This is a genomic window from Sulfitobacter sp. AS59, from assembly GCF_038899995.1.
Classification (GTDB): domain Bacteria; phylum Pseudomonadota; class Alphaproteobacteria; order Rhodobacterales; family Rhodobacteraceae; genus Sulfitobacter.
In genome coordinates this window covers 359,063-375,592 of sequence record NZ_JBBMQK010000001.1, presented here as the reverse complement: position 1 = coordinate 375,592, position 16,530 = coordinate 359,063, and the positions used below count along the sequence as shown (strand labels likewise).

At 58.0% G+C, this 16,530-nt stretch carries 17 protein-coding genes and 1 tRNA gene; 7 read left to right on the top strand and 11 right to left on the bottom strand.

The genetic code is table 11. The features are described from left to right. Window positions 1-82: 82 nt before the first annotated feature. From tpiA to WNY39_RS01850, 7 genes are all read right to left on the bottom strand, one after another. Window positions 83-832, bottom strand: coding sequence for a triose-phosphate isomerase (gene tpiA, locus WNY39_RS01880; RefSeq protein ID WP_342843588.1), 750 nt, complete (start codon window positions 830-832; stop codon window positions 83-85). 107 nt (window positions 833-939) lie between these two features. After that, a complete protein-coding gene (locus WNY39_RS01875; RefSeq protein ID WP_342844337.1) occupies window positions 940-1,284 on the bottom strand; it encodes an iron-sulfur cluster assembly accessory protein in 345 nt (114 codons plus the stop codon). Window positions 1,285-1,411: 127 nt separating this feature from the next. Beyond that, entirely contained in the window at window positions 1,412-2,623 is a 1,212-nt protein-coding gene (locus WNY39_RS01870) for a glycerophosphodiester phosphodiesterase family protein (protein WP_342843586.1), read from the bottom strand. Between the two features lie 99 nt (window positions 2,624-2,722). Beyond that, on the bottom strand, window positions 2,723-3,085 hold the full coding sequence (locus tag WNY39_RS01865; protein WP_341234553.1) for an SUF system Fe-S cluster assembly protein: 363 nt from the start codon (window positions 3,083-3,085) through the stop codon (window positions 2,723-2,725). An 88-nt stretch (window positions 3,086-3,173) separates the two neighbouring features. Beyond that, the gene (gene rimK / locus WNY39_RS01860) at window positions 3,174-4,556 is read right to left on the bottom strand and encodes a 30S ribosomal protein S6--L-glutamate ligase (protein ID WP_342843582.1); all 1,383 of its coding nucleotides are present in this window, start codon (window positions 4,554-4,556) and stop codon (window positions 3,174-3,176) included. 139 nt (window positions 4,557-4,695) lie between these two features. Then, window positions 4,696-4,974, bottom strand: a complete 279-nt coding sequence (locus WNY39_RS01855; protein ID WP_342843581.1) for a hypothetical protein — start codon at window positions 4,972-4,974, stop codon at window positions 4,696-4,698. Continuing rightward, complete coding sequence (locus tag WNY39_RS01850; RefSeq protein ID WP_341234550.1) at window positions 4,974-5,867, bottom strand: SPFH domain-containing protein; 894 nt, start codon at window positions 5,865-5,867, stop codon at window positions 4,974-4,976. Before WNY39_RS01850 ends, WNY39_RS01855 begins: the two co-directional genes overlap by 1 nt. Window positions 5,868-5,975: 108 nt before the next feature. On the opposite strand from WNY39_RS01850, the gene tgt reads away from it, so the two are divergent. From tgt to WNY39_RS01830, 4 genes are all read left to right on the top strand, one after another. Beyond that, the gene (gene tgt / locus WNY39_RS01845; protein WP_342843578.1) at window positions 5,976-7,103 is read left to right on the top strand and encodes a tRNA guanosine(34) transglycosylase Tgt; all 1,128 of its coding nucleotides are present in this window, start codon (window positions 5,976-5,978) and stop codon (window positions 7,101-7,103) included. Between the two features lie 107 nt (window positions 7,104-7,210). Further along, the gene (locus WNY39_RS01840; RefSeq protein WP_342843577.1) at window positions 7,211-8,308 is read left to right on the top strand and encodes an alkene reductase; all 1,098 of its coding nucleotides are present in this window, start codon (window positions 7,211-7,213) and stop codon (window positions 8,306-8,308) included. A 277-nt stretch (window positions 8,309-8,585) separates the two neighbouring features. Then, window positions 8,586-10,994 (top strand): endopeptidase La, encoded by a 2,409-nt coding sequence (gene lon, locus WNY39_RS01835; RefSeq protein ID WP_342843576.1) that lies wholly within the window; start codon window positions 8,586-8,588, stop codon window positions 10,992-10,994. A 165-nt stretch (window positions 10,995-11,159) separates the two neighbouring features. Continuing rightward, window positions 11,160-11,588, top strand: a complete 429-nt coding sequence (locus WNY39_RS01830; RefSeq protein ID WP_342843575.1) for an HU family DNA-binding protein — start codon at window positions 11,160-11,162, stop codon at window positions 11,586-11,588. A gap of 94 nt (window positions 11,589-11,682) precedes the next feature. On the opposite strand, the gene WNY39_RS01825 is transcribed toward WNY39_RS01830, so the two are convergent. Next, a tRNA-Val gene (locus WNY39_RS01825) sits at window positions 11,683-11,758 on the bottom strand. Window positions 11,759-12,029: 271 nt separating this feature from the next. On the opposite strand from WNY39_RS01825, the gene WNY39_RS01820 reads away from it, so the two are divergent. Genes WNY39_RS01820 through WNY39_RS01810 form a run of 3 tightly spaced genes read left to right on the top strand, consistent with a single transcriptional unit; the run spans window position 12,030 to window position 14,232 of the window. Continuing rightward, complete coding sequence (locus WNY39_RS01820) at window positions 12,030-12,734, top strand: ABC transporter permease (protein ID WP_342843574.1); 705 nt, start codon at window positions 12,030-12,032, stop codon at window positions 12,732-12,734. Then, window positions 12,728-13,435, top strand: coding sequence for an ATP-binding cassette domain-containing protein (locus tag WNY39_RS01815; protein WP_342843572.1), 708 nt, complete (start codon window positions 12,728-12,730; stop codon window positions 13,433-13,435). Before WNY39_RS01820 ends, WNY39_RS01815 begins: the two co-directional genes overlap by 7 nt. Further along, window positions 13,432-14,232 (top strand): substrate-binding domain-containing protein, encoded by an 801-nt coding sequence (locus WNY39_RS01810; protein ID WP_342843571.1) that lies wholly within the window; start codon window positions 13,432-13,434, stop codon window positions 14,230-14,232. The genes WNY39_RS01815 and WNY39_RS01810 overlap by 4 nt, the downstream gene beginning before the upstream one ends. Here the strand turns inward: WNY39_RS01810 and WNY39_RS01805 are convergent. From WNY39_RS01805 to WNY39_RS01795, 3 genes are read right to left on the bottom strand one after another with little or no spacing between them, the layout of a single operon-like run. Continuing rightward, a complete protein-coding gene (locus WNY39_RS01805; protein WP_342843569.1) occupies window positions 14,229-14,765 on the bottom strand; it encodes a DUF6505 family protein in 537 nt (178 codons plus the stop codon). The genes WNY39_RS01810 and WNY39_RS01805 overlap by 4 nt on opposite strands. Further along, the gene (locus WNY39_RS01800; RefSeq protein ID WP_342843567.1) at window positions 14,762-15,466 is read right to left on the bottom strand and encodes a biotin/lipoate--protein ligase family protein; all 705 of its coding nucleotides are present in this window, start codon (window positions 15,464-15,466) and stop codon (window positions 14,762-14,764) included. Before WNY39_RS01800 ends, WNY39_RS01805 begins: the two co-directional genes overlap by 4 nt. After that, window positions 15,463-16,530, bottom strand: a complete 1,068-nt coding sequence (locus WNY39_RS01795) for an Mrp/NBP35 family ATP-binding protein (protein ID WP_342843565.1) — start codon at window positions 16,528-16,530, stop codon at window positions 15,463-15,465. Before WNY39_RS01795 ends, WNY39_RS01800 begins: the two co-directional genes overlap by 4 nt.

Genomic DNA, 16,530 nt, shown 5'->3' with positions numbered 1-16,530 from the left:
GCGGCATGTCAGATTGACGTGCCGCCCTTTTGCGTTTGTGGTGCAGTGAGTTTATTTTGCAAAATGAAAATCAGGCCGAAAATCAGGCTTGTGACAAGGCCTTGATGATGGGGGCGAAATCAGCGGCCTTGAGGCTGGCGCCGCCGACAAGGGCACCGTCGACATTTTCAGCGGTAAAGATTTCGGCGGCGTTGCTGGGTTTTACCGACCCGCCATACAGCAAGCGGATTGCGTTGGCGGTTTCTTGGCCGAACCGTTCGATCAGCCGGGCGCGGATGAAATCGTGGACTTCGATGATTTGATCAAGGCTTGGGACTTTGCCCGTGCCAATGGCCCAAATGGGTTCATAGGCGATGACGGTGTTTTCGCCGGTTGCGTTATCGGGCACGGAGCCTGCCAATTGATTCGCAATGATATCGAGGGTTTTATCTGCTTCGCGGTCGTCGCCGCTTTCGCCGATGCAGATGATTGCCGTCAGTCCCGCCCGCCAAGCCGCGCGGGTTTTGGCGGCCACGGTGGCGTCTGTTTCGGCGTACGCGTCGCGGCGTTCGGAATGGCCGACGATGACATAGCTCGCCCCAGTGTCCGCAATCATCGGCGCGGAGGTATCGCCGGTGTAGGCCCCTGCGTCTTCGCTGTGGCAATCTTGGGCACCGATGGCGATGGGGGTGCCGCGCATTTTTTCACAGGCGGGAAACAGCAGCGTGGCAGGGGGGCAGATCAGGGTTTCGGCATCGCCGGGGCTGACGTGTTTGGCCAGCTCAGCCAGCTCTGACAGGGCGTTGCCCGTGCCGTTCATCTTCCAGTTTCCAGCGGCAAGTTTGCGGCGCATAGCGGTATCCCTTGTGTTCTTTTGCACTGGGATAGCAGGGGGGGCGAAACGGGGCAACGACTAGGGGCGGGCGACAGCGCGATATTGCGCGTCGACTGCGCGGGGGGTTAGCCGAATTTAATCGATTCACCGCAGCCGCAGGCCTCGGTCACGTTGGGGTTGCGGAACTTGAAGCCGGATTCCAACAGCGAGGTTTCGTAATCAATTTCAGTGCCAAACAGGAACATTTGCGCCATTGGGGCGATCAACACCCGCGCGCCGTCTTGTTCGACGACCTCGTCATTGGCGTCGGGTTCGTTGACGTATTCCATGGTGTATTCCATGCCCGCGCAGCCACCCTTTTTGATGCCGATACGCAGCCCTGCATGGCCTGCCGACGTCATCAGCTTGCTGATTTGCGTCGCGGCTTTGGGGGTGATTGTGACAGCTTGCTTGCCGGGGATTGCGAACATCATTGATACTCCTGTTACAGCAAAGATAAGGGGTTCGCGGCGCATTCTCAAGCGGTAGCGTGTAAAATGAACAAAGCCGCCCGGAAATACCGGACGGCCCTGATGTTTTAGCGAAAGGCAGAGGGGTTCAGAGACCCATGCAGTTGGCGTAGTAGGTCACGGTCGCGGGCCAGTCAGAGAAGACACCCTCGACACCGGCATCCTGCGCCAGCACATCAAGTGCCACCAGATAATCGCTGTCATCGCTGATGATGTCGCCCACAGACTGGAAGTACCAGCCGCCACCCGACGCCAGCGGGCCAGAGCGTTCAAGCGTCCATGCGATCAGCTTGAGATCGGCCGCTTTGGCGGCTTTTGCATAGGCGGATGCGGCCAGTTTGCCGTCTTCGTTGGTCAGCAGCATGTTCAAGGATGGCGCGAGATATTGCACGCCTTGCGCTTTCAGCTGGGCAAAATCCTCTACCCAAGTGGACTGGTCCTGTTCGTCAAACCCGTCAGACCATTGCACCAGATACACGGCTTGTTTGCCGAACTCGGGCTCTGCCTTGATCCAGTACAACACGTCGTCCAGATTGAACGATTGCGGCCAAACGTCAGAGGCAGGGATGCCGGCGGCCTTGTATTCGTCGATCATCTTTTGCGCATAGTCTTCTTGGCTAAAGCCGTTGTGCGGCATTTCGACCGAAGGGGACTTGAGCTCGGGCGTGAATTTCGCACCTAAGGATTTGAACAATGCGATGGAGTCCGCATGGGTCATCAGATGGGCACCGTCCACATACAGCTGGGTGCGGAAGGGGGCCACGCCACCTTGATATTCTTGGGCCGTGGTGGCGGTTTTATCGGCGCTGTCCATTTTCGGGGTCAATGTCTGGAATTCGGCCAGTGTCAGGTCCGATGTGCGGCATTCGGCGCTTGCCGCGCTGTCGCCCGCAGCAGCCGTAAAGCCTGCGGTGCATTTGTCAGCCAGATCGGACACGAGGATATTGGTCGTGGTGTGCAGATCGTTTTGGGCGTGACGGCAGACCAGTTCGTGATCGGCGGTAAAGGTCACGTCGCATTCCAAGATGCCCGCGCCCATCCGCGCCGCAGCAACGTTTGATTCAACTGTATGCTCCGGGAACATCAGCGGCGCACCACGGTGACCGATCGAGAACACAGTCTGCTGCGGTGTTTGGCCCATACAGGACGCCAGCTTGTCCTTCAGCGCCCCCGCAGGCAGTTTATCGACCAGATAGGCCGGGCGTGGCCCGTATTCGACGGGGGTTTGCTTGGCATGGGTGCCAGCCAAAAGGGCGGACGGCAGCAGGGCCAAAGCGGTTAGGGCAGTTGTGATACGCATGATCTCTCCAGATAAAAAAACATCTGGCGCGTATGTCGCTGCCAGATGTTACATTTCTACGATGGTTTCATGATGGTCTCGTGAATTGCGACTGCCAGATTACATGAACCCCAACTCAAGACGGGCTTCGTCCGACATCATATCCATGCCCCAGGGTGGCTCCCAGACCAGCTCGACATCGACAGTCTTGACGCCAGGCAGGGGTTCGACCGCGTCGGCGACCCAGCCGGGCATTTCGCCAGCCACGGGGCAGCCGGGTGCGGTCAGCGACATTTTGATGTTCACTTCGCTCTCGGGGTTGATGTCGATCGTATAGATCAGCCCAAGTTCGTAAATATTGACGGGAATTTCAGGGTCATAGACTGTGCGGCATGCCTCAACGATCTGCTCATATAGCGGATGGTCGGTGGTCGAGGGTGCAATCAGCGGTGTACCTTCTAGGGGTTGGGTGCTGTCGGTCATCGGGTGCCTCACTTCTTTTTCTGACCCTTTATATAGGGATCGCCGCGCCCAGCGTCTAGTGGGGCATAGCTGTGTTTACCCCTAGGGTTCAGCCCTTGCGTTTGCGCACAGGTTGCGGCTTTACCCGCGCTTCAACCATATCATAAAGCATGCCGACGATATCCTTGCCGGTTGCCTTTTCGATCCCCTCAAAACCGGGGGAGGAATTGACCTCTAGCACCTTGGGCCCGCTTTCGGAGCGCAGCAGGTCAACGCCTGCTTTGCCCAAGCCAAAGGCACGCGCCGCGCGCAGGGCGGTCTCACGCTCCTGCTTGGTGATCCGTACCACCTTGGCCGACCCGCCACGGTGCAGGTTCGACCTGAAATCGCCATCCGCGCCGGTGCGTTTCATGGCGGCGACAACCTTGCCATCAATCACCAGACAACGGATGTCTTCGCCTGCGGCTTCCTTGACGAAATCCTGCACGAGAAAATTCGCCTTAAGCCCGCGAAAGGCGTCGATCACCGATTCTGCGGCCTTTTTGGTTTCGGCCAGAACAACCCCCTTGCCTTGGGTCGATTCCAGCAGCTTTACGATCAAGGGCGCAGTGCCCACAAGCGCCATCAGGTTCGAGGTGTCCTTGGGGGATGCGGCGAATGCGGTGGTCGGCATACCGATCTTCTTGGATGCCAGAACCTGATGCGCATGCAGCTTGTCGCGGCTCGCCAGAATGCCGGCCGATCCGTTTACACAATAGGTGCCGATTGTTTCAAACTGCCGGATCACCGCACAGCCATAGGGCGTGACCGAGGCCCCGATGCGCGGGATCACAGCGTCATAGCGGGGCAGGCGTTTGCCGTCGTAATGCACTTCGGGGGCCATGGCATTGATCGCCATATAGCAGCGCGTGGTGTCAATGACCTCAACCGTGTGTCCGCGCGTCTCGCCGACATCAACCAACCGCTGGGTGGAATAATTGTCAGGCTCTCGGCTGAGCACCGCAATCCGCAGCGCCCGTTTCGGGGCGGTGTGGCGCACGGCGGCAGAGTGATACACATCATAGCTCAGCTCGGGTTGCAGGCGCTTTTCCGTGGCGGAAATCGTAATGTGGTCGGTCAGGGCCTGACGCCCCAGCAACATCCGGCTGGCCATGCCTGCGCGGTTGGTCAGGGTGATGTCGATGGGCCAGCTTTGACCGGCAACGGCCAAGGTGGTCGCAATCACATAGCGCAATTCGGATTCGCCGTTTGATGATGTGACCTCGCGGCGGTCAATGATTGGGGCGGAACAGGTGATGACGATATCGTCGTTGCCGGCAACCGGATGCACGTTGAACCGCACCTTCGGCTTGGCATCCGACCCAAAGACTTCGATATCATGGGCATGCAAGGATGATGTCTTTGCACCCGTGTCGATCTTGGCCTTGATCGCGGGCAAGCCCAAGTCTGGCAGGGCGATCCATTCTTCCCAACCGAAATTCAATTCTTCCATACCACAGGGCTCCAAGACCGATGCATTGATGCCGCCGACTAACAGGTCGCATGGCACCCCTCAAGGCGTCACGCGTGCTTCCAAATGGTTAATCACCCCGGGGTTCGGGGCAGAGCCCCGAGACGGTCGCAGCGATACCCTAACTTTCGTTAATATCGCGTGTCACAATCCGCGCACCGCTGGATTGTCTGCGAAATACCGCGCGCAGAATGATCCAGCACAGCAGCGACAACCCTGCAAAAACCGCGACCAGCAATGACGTGCTCGCCCCCGGCAGCAGCAACACCACCGGCACCATGCCCAAGGCCCCAAGCGCGAAGCCCAGGAATATGTTGCCCGGCAGCAGAATTTCGATCAGGCCCAAGATCAGGGCAATCGACACCCAGACCCACCACAGCGTCAGATAATCCATCAACATCAGCCGCGTCCTTTCAGCAGTTTAAACGCATCGCCAAAGGCCTCGATGGCTTGGGCGGGGACAACGATTGTCTGGTTGCCCGCACCGGCCCCAAGTGCGTTCAGCGCCTCGACCTGTTTCAGGGCGATCTGGTATTGCGCCGCCTCCAGCCCGTTTTCGCCAATGGCGGTGGCGACGACCTGTGTGGCATAGGCTTCGGCGTCGGCCAGCACACGGCGGGCTTTTGCGGTCTGCTCGGATGCATAAAGCTCCGCATCGGCGGCCAGCTCAACGGCGCGCTTTTTCCCTTCGGCCTCGGTCACTTGGGCGCGGCGGGCGCGTTCGGCATTCAGCTGCTGCATCATCGCCGCGCGGGTGGCGGCGTCTAGGTTTACGTCCAGAATTTCGGCGCGGGTCACCTCGATCCCCCAATTGTCCACCGCGTCTTCGACCAGCAGCTTGATTGTCGTGATCAAGGCGGTGCGGTTCGATTGCACCTCGTCCAGATCCATCTTGCCGATTTCGGCGCGGACAATGCCTGCCACGGTGGTGGCGATGGCAGAATCAATGTCACGAATGCGGTAAACCGTCTTTTCAGGCTCGATAATCCGGTAGAACACCGATGTATCCACTTGCACCAACACGTTGTCGCGGGTGATCGCGTCTTGGCTGGCGGTCGGCAATTGCCGTTCCAGGATCGAGATTTTATGCGCGATCTTGTCTATAAACGGCACGATCATATTGATGCCGGGCCCCATAACAGACCGCAGACGGCCAAACCGTTCGACCACATGCTGTTCGGATTGCGGGACGATCTTGACCCCTTTGACAACCAGAATGATCAGCAACAGGGCCAGCAGGATAAGTGGCAGGTTGCTTTGTAAAATTTCCAGCAAGATGGCTTCGATGGGCATTGGCGGCTCTCCTCAAGATGCGCTTGGGCGCAGTTTCGGCCATCTGGCGGCAAAAGCAAAGCGCCATCGTGATTGCACGTGATTGCGCGACCTCTTATAGGCGCTGTCATGGAAAAATTCTCATTTGATCTTCAGGCGCGCGACGGGTCTGCCCGCACCGGCGTCATTTCGACCCCTCGGGGTGACATTCGCACACCTGCGTTTATGCCCGTTGGCACCGCCGCCACCGTCAAGGCGATGATGCCCGAAAGCGTTGCCGCCACGGGTGCCGATATTTTGCTGGGTAATACCTATCATCTGATGCTGCGCCCCACAGCCGAACGGATCGACCGGTTGGGTGGCCTGCACAAGTTCATGAATTGGGATAAACCGATCCTGACCGATTCCGGCGGCTTTCAAGTGATGAGCCTTGCCGACCTGCGCAAGCTGACGGAAAAAGGCGTGACCTTCAAAAGCCATATCGACGGGTCCAAGCATGAACTGACGCCCGAGCGGTCGATGGAGATCCAAAAGCTGCTCGGCTCTGACATCGTTATGTGTTTTGACGAATGCCCCGCATTGCCGGCCGACCGTGATCGCATCGCGGAATCCATGCGCCTGTCGATGCGGTGGGCCGCGCGCAGCCGTGATGCTTTTGGCGACCGTCCCGGCCACGCGCTGTTCGGCATCCAGCAAGGCGGGCTTGAGCAGGATTTCCGCGAGGAAAGCGCCAAGGCGCTGATTGACGTGGGCTTTGACGGTTATGCCGTCGGCGGTTTGGCCGTGGGCGAGGGGCAAGAGGCGATGTTCGGCTGTCTTGATTTCGCCACCGACATGCTGCCCGTGGACCGCCCGCGCTATCTGATGGGGGTGGGCAAGCCCGACGACATCGTCGGCGCTGTGGCCCGTGGTATCGACATGATGGATTGCGTTTTACCGTCGCGCTCGGGCCGCACGGGGCAAGTGTTCACGCGTCACGGCGTTGTGAATATCAAAAACGCCCGCCACGCTGATGATCCGCGCCCGTTGGACGAAGAATGCACATGCCCGGCCTGTTCAAACTACAGCCGCGCCTATCTGCACCACGTCTTTCGCAGTCAGGAAATGATTAGCGGCATGCTGTTGACCTGGCACAACCTGCATTACTTCCAAGAAATCATGGCCGGTATGCGCGGTGCGATTGCCGCAGGTACGTTTGACGCATGGCAGGCGGGTTTCCATGCGCAAAGGGCGCAAGGGGATATAGAGCCGCTGTAGCTTTTCAAGCGGCGGCGTGAAAAATAAACTTGTGAACCCATCCTTGTCGTCGCGCGTCTTTTGGTTAGGTGATGAAGACAATAAATTTTAAGGACGGGACGTACCCCATGACACAACAATTATTTACGCCACTGACCGTTGGCGCAATCGAGGCTAAGAACCGTATCGTAATGGCCCCGCTGACCCGCAGCCGCGCCGACAATGACACCGGTGAAGTCAACGATCTGCACGTCGAATACTATGCGCAGCGCGCCGGTGCCGGCATCATCATTACCGAAGCCGCGCAAATCAGCGCCGAGGGCAAAGGTTATATCAAAACCCCCGGTATCTATACCGAAGGGCAGGTTGCTGCGTGGAAGAAGGTCACGGATGCCGTACACAAGGCGGGCGGTAAGATCGTTATCCAGCTTTGGCATGTGGGCCGGATCAGCCATGTCGATATCCAGCCAAACGGCCAAAAACCTGTCGCACCTTCCGCGATTGCCGCAAACATGAAGACGTTCACCGGTGACGGTATGGTCCCCACATCCGAGCCACGCGCGCTTGAGCTGGACGAGATGCCGCGCATCGTCGAAGATTATGTGCATGCGACCAAGATGGCCAAGAAAGCCGGCTTTGACGGGGTCGAGGTGCATGGTGCCAACGGCTATCTGCTGGACCAGTTTATGAAAACCTCCAGCAATAAACGTGATGACGCCTATGGCGGCTCCGTTGAAAACCGCGCGCGTCTGCTGCTTGAGGTGCTGGAAGGCGTCACAAAAGCATGGGACGGCGACCATGTTGGCCTGCGCCTGTCGCCGTTTTCACCCGCCAATGACATCGCCGATGAAAACCCGCAAGAGACGTTTGAATATGTGATCCGCGAACTGAACAAATTCGGCCTTGCCTATCTGCACATGGTCGAAGGATCGACCGGACAGTCGCGCGATCTGAAGGAAGGCGAGGATCTGGCCAAGCTGCGCAAGCTGTTTGACGGGGTGTATATGGCCAACAACCTTTACGACCGCGATATGGCGATCAAAGAGGTTGCCGATGGTGCTGCTGATCTGGTCGCCTTTGGCCGGCCCTATATCGCGAACCCGGACCTTGCAAAACGTCTGGAACGCGATGCGCCGCTCAACGAGGGTGACACCAGCACGTTCTATGCCGGTGGCAAGGAAGGCTTTACCGACTATCCATTTTTGGAAGAAATCGCTGCTGAATAAGTCGTAATTTTCCGGCCAGCCGCGTTAGGGTGGGCCGGAACCACCCGTTACAAACCCTTTTTGACCGGAAATTAATCGATCCGTGCTTGTCTGTCCGCTGATAGCGGTTCATTCTGGCAAAAACCCCAAATCAGTTGGCCAAGCCTAGCAAGGCGGTAGCACGACGGGGATTGAAACAGGCGGGTAGGGTCCCCAAATACCCTATCTAGAACAGGAGATGACCGATCGGCTGCCTAGAATAGGGGCCAGTGTCATCTTGCAGTATAAGGAAAAGAGCATGTTAGAGCCTCTGAACGCATCCTACCCCGTGTTGCCCCTGCGCGACATCGTGGTGTTCCCCCATATGATTGTCCCGCTTTTTGTGGGTCGTGAAAAATCCGTGCGCGCCCTGGAAGAAGTGATGGCCGACGACAAGCAGATTCTGCTGTCCAGCCAGATCGACCCCGGCATGGATGACCCCGACGCAGACGGTATTTTCCAGACAGGTGTGCTGGCAAATGTCTTGCAACTGCTGAAACTGCCCGATGGCACCGTTAAGGTGCTTGTCGAAGGGCAGTCGCGTGTGCGCATCACCGAATACCTTGAAAATGATAGCTTTTTCGAAGCCACGGCAGAGTATTTGAGCGAAATTCCCGGTGATGAAACCACCACACGGGCGCTGATCAAGACGGTTGCCGAAGAATTCGAGCGTTATTCCAAAGTCAAAAAGAACGTGCCCGAAGAGGCGCTGACAGCTGTGCTGGAAGCGACCGAGCCTGCGCGCCTTGCTGATTTGGTGGCGGGCCACTTGGGCATTGAGGTCGAGCAAAAACAAGATTTGCTTGAAACGCTGTCCGTGTCCGAGCGTCTTGAAAAGGTTTACGGGCTGATGCAGGGCGAAATGTCTGTCTTGCAGGTCGAGAAAAAGATCAAGACCCGCGTTAAGACCCAGATGGAGAAAACGCAGCGCGAATATTACCTGAATGAGCAAATGAAGGCCATTCAGACCGAGCTGGGCGATGGCGAGGACGGCAAAAGCGAATTGGCCGAACTTGAAGCGCGCATCGCGGAAACCAAGCTGAGCAAAGAGGCCAAAGAGAAGGTCGACGGTGAGCTGAAAAAGCTCAAGAACATGTCGCCCATGTCTGCCGAAGCCACTGTTGTGCGCAACTATCTTGACTGGATCTTGTCGATCCCGTGGAACGTCAAATCGCGTACCAAAAAGGATTTGGTCAAAGCGCAACAAGTGCTGGACGATGATCACTATGGCCTTGAAAAGGTTAAAGAACGCATCGTGGAATACCTTGCCGTACAGCAACGGTCGTCCAAGCTGAAAGGCCCGATCATGTGCCTTGTCGGCCCTCCTGGTGTGGGTAAAACGTCGCTTGGTAAATCCGTGGCCAAGGCCACAGGGCGCGAATTTATTCGCATCAGCCTTGGCGGTGTGCGTGACGAATCCGAAATCCGCGGTCACCGTCGGACGTATATCGGCTCCATGCCCGGTAAGATCATTCAGGCGCTGAAAAAGGCCAAGACCAATAACCCGCTGATCTTGCTCGATGAAATCGACAAGATGGGGCAGGACTTCCGCGGCGATCCCGCGTCAGCAATGCTCGAGGTGCTTGATCCGGAACAAAACTCCACATTTGTGGATCATTATTTGGAGGTCGAATATGACCTCTCGAACGTGATGTTCCTGACCACATCGAACAGCTATAACATGCCGGGTCCGCTTCTTGACCGGATGGAGATTATCCCGCTGTCGGGCTATACCGAGGATGAAAAGCGCGAGATTGCCAAACAGCATCTTGTCGCCAAGCAGATCAAGAACCACGGTCTCAAGGCAAAGGAATTTGCCATTGAAGACAGTGCCTTGACCAGCATGATCCGGTATTACACCCGCGAGGCTGGTGTGCGGAACCTTGAGCGAGAGATCGCGAAAGTGACCCGCAAGTCTCTGACCAAGATCGTCAAGAAAGAGGCCGAAAGCATCACAGTGAATGCTGACAACATCGAGGATTTCCTTGGCGTTAAAAAGTATCGCTATGGTCTGGCCGAGCTTGAAGATCAGATCGGTGTCGTGACCGGGTTGGCCTATACATCGGTCGGGGGTGAATTGCTCCAGATCGAGGCATTGCGCCTACCGGGTAAGGGTCGGATGAAGACCACAGGCAAGCTGGGCGATGTGATGAAGGAATCCATCGACGCGGCCAGCAGCTATGTGCGGTCGATCAGCCCGTCTATCGGGGTGAAACCGACAAAGTTCGACACGGTCGACATCCACGTGCACGTGCCCGATGGTGCCACACCCAAAGACGGCCCCTCGGCTGGTTTGGCCATGGTGACGTCGATCGTCTCGGTGCTGACGCAAATCCCCGTCCGGCGTGACATCGCCATGACTGGCGAAGTGTCGCTGCGCGGGAATGCGATGCCTATTGGCGGGCTTAAGGAAAAGCTGCTTGCCGCCCTGCGCGGTGGGATTACCACGGTTTTGATCCCCGAAGAGAACGAAAAGGATCTGCCGGATATCCCCGACAACGTGAAGGAAGGGTTGAAAATCATCCCGGTCAAGCACGTGTCCGAAGTGTTGCAGCACGCCCTTGTGCGTCAGCCTGAGGCTATCGAATGGGATCAGGAGGCAGAAGATGCAGCAGCCGCTGCCCTGGCCAAAAAATCCCCAAGCGGGGACAGTGCCACCGCGCACTGATCGTACTGAAATACAAAACAAAGCCGCCCTGGAAACGGGGCGGCTTTTTCATTTGGTGGCACGCTATTGCATCGTCACGCCAACGTGCGCACACAGTTGTAACGCTGGCTTTGGGCCGGCCATCACGCTACGGTGACGCTGTGTATCCGTAAAAAGGCAGAGTTGATGAGCAAAGCCGCAAAAACCGTTAAGCCGGACTTAAGCCGCATAAAATTGCGTGGGGCCCCAAAAGGGCAGGCCATGCAATCGGTCAAAGCCCCCGCTGTCTCCAGCGATACACCGAACCCCAACGCGCCGCGCCCGGTGATTGTTGGCCCGGTCATGCGTAAGAAAGAACTGATTGATCTGGTGGTTGAACGCTCGGGCATCAAAAAGAAGGACGCCAAGCCGGTCGTTGACGCCATGCTTGGCGTGTTGGGCGAGGCGTTGAACGACAGCCGCGAGCTGAACCTTTTGCCGATGGGCAAGTTCAAGGTGATGAACGAGAAAGACCTTGGAAACGGTAAAATGATGCGCGTGAAAGTGCGTCAGGTCGATGCAAAACCCGCGCCGCGCACGGGCCTTGGGATCGATGCGGACAGTTCTGACGACTGATCAAAACGGCGCATTCTAGCAGCCTGTATTGGTCACGCAGCCGCGAAACATTATCCAAACATCTCAGTTCGTTATGCGGTTTTGAGAGGGAGAATGGTGGGTCGTGAGAGGCTCGAACTCCCGACATCTTCGGTGTAAACGAAGCGCTCTACCAACTGAGCTAACGACCCGTGAGCGTTCTACTATCCAAGCCCCACGGGTGTTTCAACCCCATTAATGCGCTGACTTCAAATTTTCTGCAAAAGTTTTGAAATCAACCGCCGCGCAGAGGGGACGGGCAGCGATTTACCCAAGCAGGCGTCGAATGCCGCACGCGAAATACCTCAATCATTTTAAGGGGCTGCAACAGCCTGCGGAATATTTCAGGCAGTTTCCGCTTGTCATTCAGGCCGGAAAACCCGACCGTTAAACCCAACGGTGTGAAACGGGATCGCGCGGCAAATGGTTGATATCTGGGAGGGGTTGAACGCGGCATTCTGGCTGATCGTGCATTTCGATGCCGAGCTTTGGGAAATCAGCCTTAGATCACTGCGCGTGACCCTGACCGCCTTGCTGATTGCGTCGGTGATCGCCATCCCCTTGGGCACCTATCTGGCCGTGCAGCGGTTTCGCTATCGGCGTTTTGCCATCTCGCTGATCAACGCGCTGATGGGGCTTCCGCCGGTCGTCGTAGGGTTGGTCGTCTATATCTTGCTGTCGCGGTCCGGGCCGTTTGGCGTTTTAAATCTGCTGTTTACGCCCACCGCGATGATCATTGCGCAGGTGATCATTATCACGCCTGTGATCGCGTCGATTGCACATCAATCCATGCGCGAATTATGGGCCGAATATCATGACCTGCTGATATCGCTGAACACCTCGAAATGGCAGCGCATCGTGACCTTGGTTCGCGACGGACGGCGCAATTTGCTGACCGCGGCCTTGGCCGGTTTTGGCCGGGCCATAGGCGAAGTGGGGGCGATTATGATTGTGGGCGGTAATATTGATCATGTGACCCGCGTGCTGACTACGGCCATCGCGCTTGAGACCGGAAAGGGCGATTTTGCGCTGGCTTTGGGGCTGGGCTTTGTCCTTATCGGCTTGGCGATTGTGGTGAATTTGGCGATCCACACCCTGTCGCGCACAGAGCGGGAGGGGCAATGGTGAGCCGTCTATTTCCCCTGACTTTACAAGATGTTACCGTCCGCAGGCAGGGTAAGCGGATCATCGGGCCGGTTGATCTGGTGCTTGATCCGCAGGGACCCACAATTGTGATCGGGCCAAACGGATCGGGCAAAACCACATTGCTGCGCGTCCTGCACGGGATCGAGCGGATCAATGGAGGATCTGTGACTTGGACGACCGAGGATACATCAAAACAGGCGTTTGTCTTTCAATCCCCCATCGTTATGCGCCGGTCGGTCGCTGAAAATCTGGCCTATCCCTTGCGGTTGGTCAAAACCCCTGCGGCGCAGATCAGGGAAACGGTGGGCTATTGGCTGGACCGGATCGGGCTGGCTAACGTGCAAAACAGCCCCGCCACCCGTCTGTCAGGGGGCGAGCGGCAGAAACTGGCCATTGCCCGCGCCTTGGTCCGCAAGCCGGATGTGCTGTTTCTGGACGAACCCTGTGCAAATCTGGACGGCCACGCCACACGAGAGATCGAAGCCCTGCTGCAAGAGATCGCAGCGGGTGGCACGCATCTGGTGATGGCAACCCACGACATGGGGCAGGCGCGGCGGCTGGCCCATGATCTGGTGTTTATGCTGGATGGGAGAATTTACGAAACGGGGCCGGCAACGACCAAATTTGCAGCCCCACAAACCGAAGCGCTTGCCGCATTTTTAAGAGGAGACATTGTAACATGAAACGATTTTTGACCGTAGCAACGATGCTGTTGTGGGCACAAACTGCCAGCGCCGAAGAGATGCGCATGGCTGTGACCACATCGTTTGATAATTCCGGGCTTGCTGATGTGCTGCTGCCGGCGATCAAGGCCGATCTTGATCTGGATGTACGGCTGTTGGTGGTGGGCACCGGGCAGGCGCTGCGCTTGGGCGAGGCGGGCGATGTCGATGCCGTATTGGTCCATTCCAAAGCGGCAGAAGAGAAATTCGTGGCCGAGGGTCACGGCACGCACCGCCGCGAGATCATGTATAATGATTTCGTCTTTGTCGGCCCCAACGCAGACCCCGCAGAGATTGCTGATGCGGCCAGCGCGGCAGACGCCGTTCAGCGGATCGAGGGTGTCAAAGCTCCGTTCGTCAGCCGTGGCGACGACAGCGGCACCCATAAGGCCGAGAAAAAGATCTGGGCCAGTGCCGGTCTAGACAGTGCTACGTTCGGCGATTGGTATCGTCCGGTCGGGGCAGGGATGGGGGCCGCGCTGAACACCGCAGCTGGCATGAATGCCTATATCGTGGCGGACCGTGCAAGCTGGCTGAACTTTGGCAACAAGGGCGATCTGGCGCTGCTCTATTCCGGCGATCCGGCCTTGTTCAATCAATATGCGCTGCTACCGGTGAACCCTGATAAAAACGCCAACATTCGCAATGACTTGGCGATGAAGCTTGAAGGCTGGCTGACCAGTGCGCGGGCGGCCGAGCTGATCAATGGCTACAAGATCAATGGCGAAGCCTTGTTTGTGTTTAACGCAACGCCCTAGGGGTCGTGATGATGATGCCCATGATCATGATTATGGTCGTGGTCATGCGGCTCATCCTCGTCCAGTGATCCATGGACGGCGAATTGCATAATGTCCGCATCCTGCGCCTCGATCACGCGGTAGGTTTCCCTGACCCCTGCGGGGGTCAATTCGCGCGACACTGTGATCAAGGTGTTCGGTGCGTGATCCTCGCATAGCTCGGCCATCTGGGCGATCTCCTCTTTGGCGACGGTCATCGCGGCCTCAAGGTTTGGTGCGCCGTAGATGTCGACGAAATGCTGGGCCAGCAGGTTGGCGAACACGTCATGTTCATGGGGTTCAATTTGTGTCACCGCGACAAAGCTGACGCGGCCAAAGGTCTCGATCCCCATCCAGCCATTGGCAAAGGCCTGCCGCGCCTTGCCGACCAGATCACCCTCGCTCCAGTTTGAAAACTCGAACCCGCCGGAAATACACCATTCACCGGTGCGGGCGGGGTTGTGGAAAACGCGGGTGTCGCTTTCGTCAAAATGGATGGCGCGGGCTAGTTTCATGCGGGCCTCGTGAGGGTTGCGGTCAGCGGTATCAAAACGGTTTCTTGGTCGATCTTCAACAGCAGCCCCAGGTTTTCATCAAGCCCGACATAGCTGCCGGTCTGTCCTGCGACGGTGATTTGCCCCTCAAGGCCATGGGCTAGGCCGGACCATTCCGCGTGCAGTTTGGCCATGCCGCCGTCGGCCCAGCTGTTGATGCCAACAAGGGTGTGGCGCACCCATGCCTCAAGCAGGTGATGGGGGGCCACGTCGGCGCAGCCTTCGGCATAAAGCGCGGTTTGATCGGGGGTTAGACCGGTGTCATCGCTGTCGGGCCACAGCGATAGGGTCAGAGCGACGACCAGCCAATCGGGCTCAACCTCAGGCTCGGTGCCCGATGCGGCCATGGCCAACTGGCCGACGCGCCCGCCGTTCAGATAAACGCCGCCGTCCCAACCCAGATGCACGCCAACCTCGGGCGGGGCCAAAGCGCCAAGCGCGTTCTGAAAGCCAACGCCACACACCGGCAGCATCGCCGCAGCATCGGCAAGCGGCACATCGGGGGCAAAAACGATGGCCGCCCGCAAGCTGCTCGCCCCCAGATCGTAAAACACCAATCCCGCATCACACCCCTTATCCGCCGCGTCACAGGCCAGTGCAAAGGGGTCTTGCCCCTTGGCACCCTGGCCGGAAAACAGCGGTGGAAACTCAGGCGTTGTCATGCATGCCCTTGGGATATCAGGTCTCTTGCCACCTTGCGGAACACCAAGGCTTGGGTGCTTTCGGGCTTGGACACCACAATCGGCGCCCCGCCATCAGCGGCCAAACGAATGTCGATATGCAGGGGGATTTCAGCCAGCAAAGGCACGTTCAGCTTTTCGGCTTCTGCAGCGACGCCGCCATGGCCAAACAGATGTTCCTCGTGACCGCAGGCCGAACAAATATGCGTGGACATGTTTTCGATCATGCCGATCAGGGGCGTGCCCAACTGGTTGAACATGTCGATCCCCTTGCGGGCATCCAGCAGGGCGATGTCCTGCGGGGTGGAGACGATGATCGCGCCGTTAAGTTCGGCCTTTTGCGCAAGGGTCATTTGCACATCGCCGGTGCCGGGGGGCAGATCAACGATCAGCACATCCAGCGCGCCCCATTGCACCTGCGACAGCATCTGCTGCAACGCGCCCATCAGCATCGGACCACGCCAGACAACGGCCTGATCCTCGTTCGTCATGAGGCCCAGCGACATCATGGTCACGCCGTAGTTGCGCATCGGCAGAATCGTTTTGCCGTCGGGCGACGCGGGCCGCCCCGATACGCCCAGCATCCGTGGTTGCGAGGGCCCGTAGACATCCGCATCCAGCAGCCCGACGCGGCGGCCTTCGGCGGCGAGCGCGCAGGCCAGATTGGCGGCAACGGTTGATTTCCCCACGCCGCCCTTGCCGGATGCCACGGCTATAATCCGGTCGATACCCGGTACTTTCTGCGGGCCCGCGGGGGCCGAACTGCGCGATCCCTTAAGGTCGGGCGGCGGTTTGGGCGCGCTATGGGCCGTCAACACGATAGAGACTGACGTGACGCCGTCCAGCGCCTTGATCTGCGCCTCGCCGGTGTCCTTGAGCGCGGTATAGGCCGCCGCGTGATCGCCGCTGACCTCCATCACGAAACGCACCACGCCATCGTCGACGGTCAGCGCCTTGACGATACCCGCCTCGACAATCGATGTGCCGCTAATCGGGTCTTTCAGGTCTGCCAGAATGGCAAGAACGGATTCTCTGGTGACGGTCAC